Source organism: Bacillus sp. HMSC036E02, assembly GCF_001836235.1.
Taxonomy (GTDB): domain Bacteria; phylum Bacillota; class Bacilli; order Bacillales; family Bacillaceae_G; genus Bacillus_A; species Bacillus_A cereus.
Window position 1 is genome coordinate 1 of record NZ_KV827851.1, and the last position, 2,766, is coordinate 2,766.

The window sequence follows — 2,766 nt, forward strand, 5'->3', positions numbered from 1 at the left end:
ACAGCATAAAGAGCCATATAATATTCAAAAACTTTTTTATTAAAATCTGTATTTTTTTTCACGTTAATTAAACCACCCTGCTACTGTTGACCAAGTTTTTTTCGCACCCGTTTTCACCATATCCTTAATACTATCATCTTCACCATCACCATCTAAATCAACATCCCATTTTATACCTTCTGTTAAGTATGTTAATCCTACTGAAATACCGAATCCTGCTGCTGCAACTGCCAAAACTGGCGCAGCAGCAGGAAGAACTGCAACAGTCAGAACCGCAGCCCCTACAGTTGTTGCTCCTCCCACTACAACATTACCAATAATATCTCCTGCAATTTTATCATTCGAGGCATTATTTTTGATATTCTCACTTGTATCCGTATATGAATCTATAGCTACACTAGCCCATCCAAGCTTATCCTTTAAGGCCATTTTGGCTGCGCTTCCTTTTTTTATCATAGCTTCTATTTCTTTTATCTTAGGAGTAGCTGTTCCATTTTCGATTTTCTTTTCGATATCATTTACATAGTAAATCTTATGATCTCTATACCGTCCATTAACTTTTTTATTATCTTTAACAGAATCATAACTCTCTCTTATAAGAACTCGTTTGTTTTTTCTATCAAATTCTTTTTTTATCTCATAACCATTCCTTACTTTATAAACTGTATTCCCCACTGCAGCTGCACCTGTAAGTGTTCCGAATGTATTCCCCACTCCATCTAATGGTACCATCGGATCAAAGTCAGTCATACCTAAAAATGAATCTTTTTTATCTACTTCACCAGATTCAGAATCCTTATTTAACCTTTCAACTTCACGAGCTCTATCTTCTGTAATTTTTTGAATAGGCCCCGTCCAATCCATATTCAATCCTTGCGTACTAAATGTACCGCTGACAACACTAAACCCTTTCCCACTTTGAACTTCCGCAAGACCTGCAGCAATACTAGCTGCTAATTGAAGTGCTGTACTATAATTATTACTAGAGGTCTGATTAAATTGATACAAATGATCCAGCTTTTCTTGCAGTTTTTTCCTCATCACAGTAAAAAGATTCGCCATAGCGTCCATACCTGGGATTGGCATAGCTTGGCTGATGGCTTCCATACTTGCTTTCATTCGGTCAATTTCTCGAATTTGTTCTAATATTTCTTGTTCAATTACATCCGTGGAAGCGACTTGTGATTGAAATTGACTTGGAAAAGCATCGTTCTGACGAATTAACTCTTCACACAGATAAATGATTCCTTGCGCTAAAGGACGAAAGGTTTGTACAAAAAATGATTTTGCACTGCTATATGTTTGCCCCTGTAACACAGTATCAGTTGCAAAAGCGTCAATCGACTGAATGGCTTGTTCCATACCTTGAATGGTGGCCGTACATACAGCATTCATGCTTTGAGTTTGGCTTCGTACCTCTCCCAAATACATATTTAAACTCATGCATTGACCTCCCTTGCTAATTGTTGTTGTTGATAGGAAAGGGCGTTTTCTAAATCATTAAGGTCTCGTTTTTCTTTAAGCAACGTTTCTTTTTGATTTTCCAATTCAAATGTGACTTTTCGTTCAATATGTTGTGCCTCTTGATATGTATTCATAAAAAACTGAGACATTTCTCTATCACCATGCCAAGTTCCTAAAATTCGATCAAACAAACGATGGTTTCGACCTCTCCATTCATAAAAATCTGCTTCCGCTTGCTCCTGAATGTGAATCGCGGATTGATTTCGGTCCTGCTCTTCAAATACACTTCGTAACTTTTGATTTACTTGATTAATTTGTTTTTCAATATCTTGACTCATCATATTCCTCCTACTATTTTACTTTACGTAGGTTGTCACATTAGCGAAAAGTGTTGTGAAGTTCATTATCCATTCTCTCAAATTCATTAGATACCGAATGAATATTATCAACCGCTTGTTGAAAGGCAGCGGAAAATTGTTTCGTCAAGTCTAAAACTTGCTGATTCGCTTCTTGTGATTTGAAATTAATAGACAACGTTGTACGCGTCGCCTTTGTTATAGAACGACTGGTTGCACTTTGAATCCTATCAGAGGCTGTTCCCATTTTCGTAGCAATTTGCGTTGCTGTTTGTAAATTACTTTGAAATTGTCCCATTCTTTCAAACCCTTTCTATAAGTTTTCCAAACGCATCAAAGAAATCTCATTAAACATATGTCCCTATCAATATCACTCGCTGGGCATGCAATCAAATGAGCCATACAATATAAGCTGTATGGCTCATTTGAAATACTTGTTATATAGAGTAAAGCAATTTTTATTTCAAACCGAAATTACGTGATAATTCTTCATCATGAGAAGCAACAGCCTCTGCAGTTTTATTAAGCTGCATATTAATTTCTTGTAATAGCTGTGCAAAGTTTTGTACCTTTGGCTTTAATTGATTGAACTGTTGGTCAAAACCTTCAAAAGCACGTCCTTCCCATTCTCCTCTTAATTCATTTTGCAAGTTTTGTAGTTGACTTAAAATGTCCTCAATTTGATTTGCACCTTGTCCATATCGAGTCGCTTTCGATTTAAGCTCCTCTGGTGACATACGAATTTGTCCAGCCATTTTCATTTCCCCTTTAATACATAATGAGCAAAATATATATTGGTTAATTTTACTAAACATATTATAATCTATTATTCTGAACTTTTAAACGTTTTATCTTTCTATTGAATATTAGAATATAAATATTCAATTCTAATCATTAAATATCCTACTTTTTCTTACTTTACAAGATTTTATGCAAAAAAGACCAC

The 2,766-nt window shown here is 35.4% G+C and carries 4 protein-coding genes; all 4 read right to left on the bottom strand.

The window, feature by feature from the left end; all coding sequences use genetic code 11:
- Positions 1–63: 63 nt before the first annotated feature.
- Entirely contained in the window at positions 64–1,443 is a 1,380-nt protein-coding gene (locus HMPREF2590_RS15585) for a T7SS effector LXG polymorphic toxin (protein WP_050821689.1), read from the bottom strand.
- Complete coding sequence (locus HMPREF2590_RS15590) at positions 1,440–1,802, bottom strand: DUF3958 family protein (protein ID WP_044584180.1); 363 nt, start codon at positions 1,800–1,802, stop codon at positions 1,440–1,442. Before HMPREF2590_RS15590 ends, HMPREF2590_RS15585 begins: the two co-directional genes overlap by 4 nt.
- A gap of 40 nt (positions 1,803–1,842) precedes the next feature.
- Positions 1,843–2,118, bottom strand: a complete 276-nt coding sequence (locus tag HMPREF2590_RS15595) for a TIGR04197 family type VII secretion effector (RefSeq protein WP_050821687.1) — start codon at positions 2,116–2,118, stop codon at positions 1,843–1,845.
- A 160-nt stretch (positions 2,119–2,278) separates the two neighbouring features.
- Positions 2,279–2,575: a WXG100 family type VII secretion target gene (locus HMPREF2590_RS15600; protein WP_000918603.1), complete on the bottom strand. Its 297-nt coding sequence runs from the start codon at positions 2,573–2,575 to the stop codon at positions 2,279–2,281.
- Between the last annotated feature and the right edge of the window lie 191 nt (positions 2,576–2,766).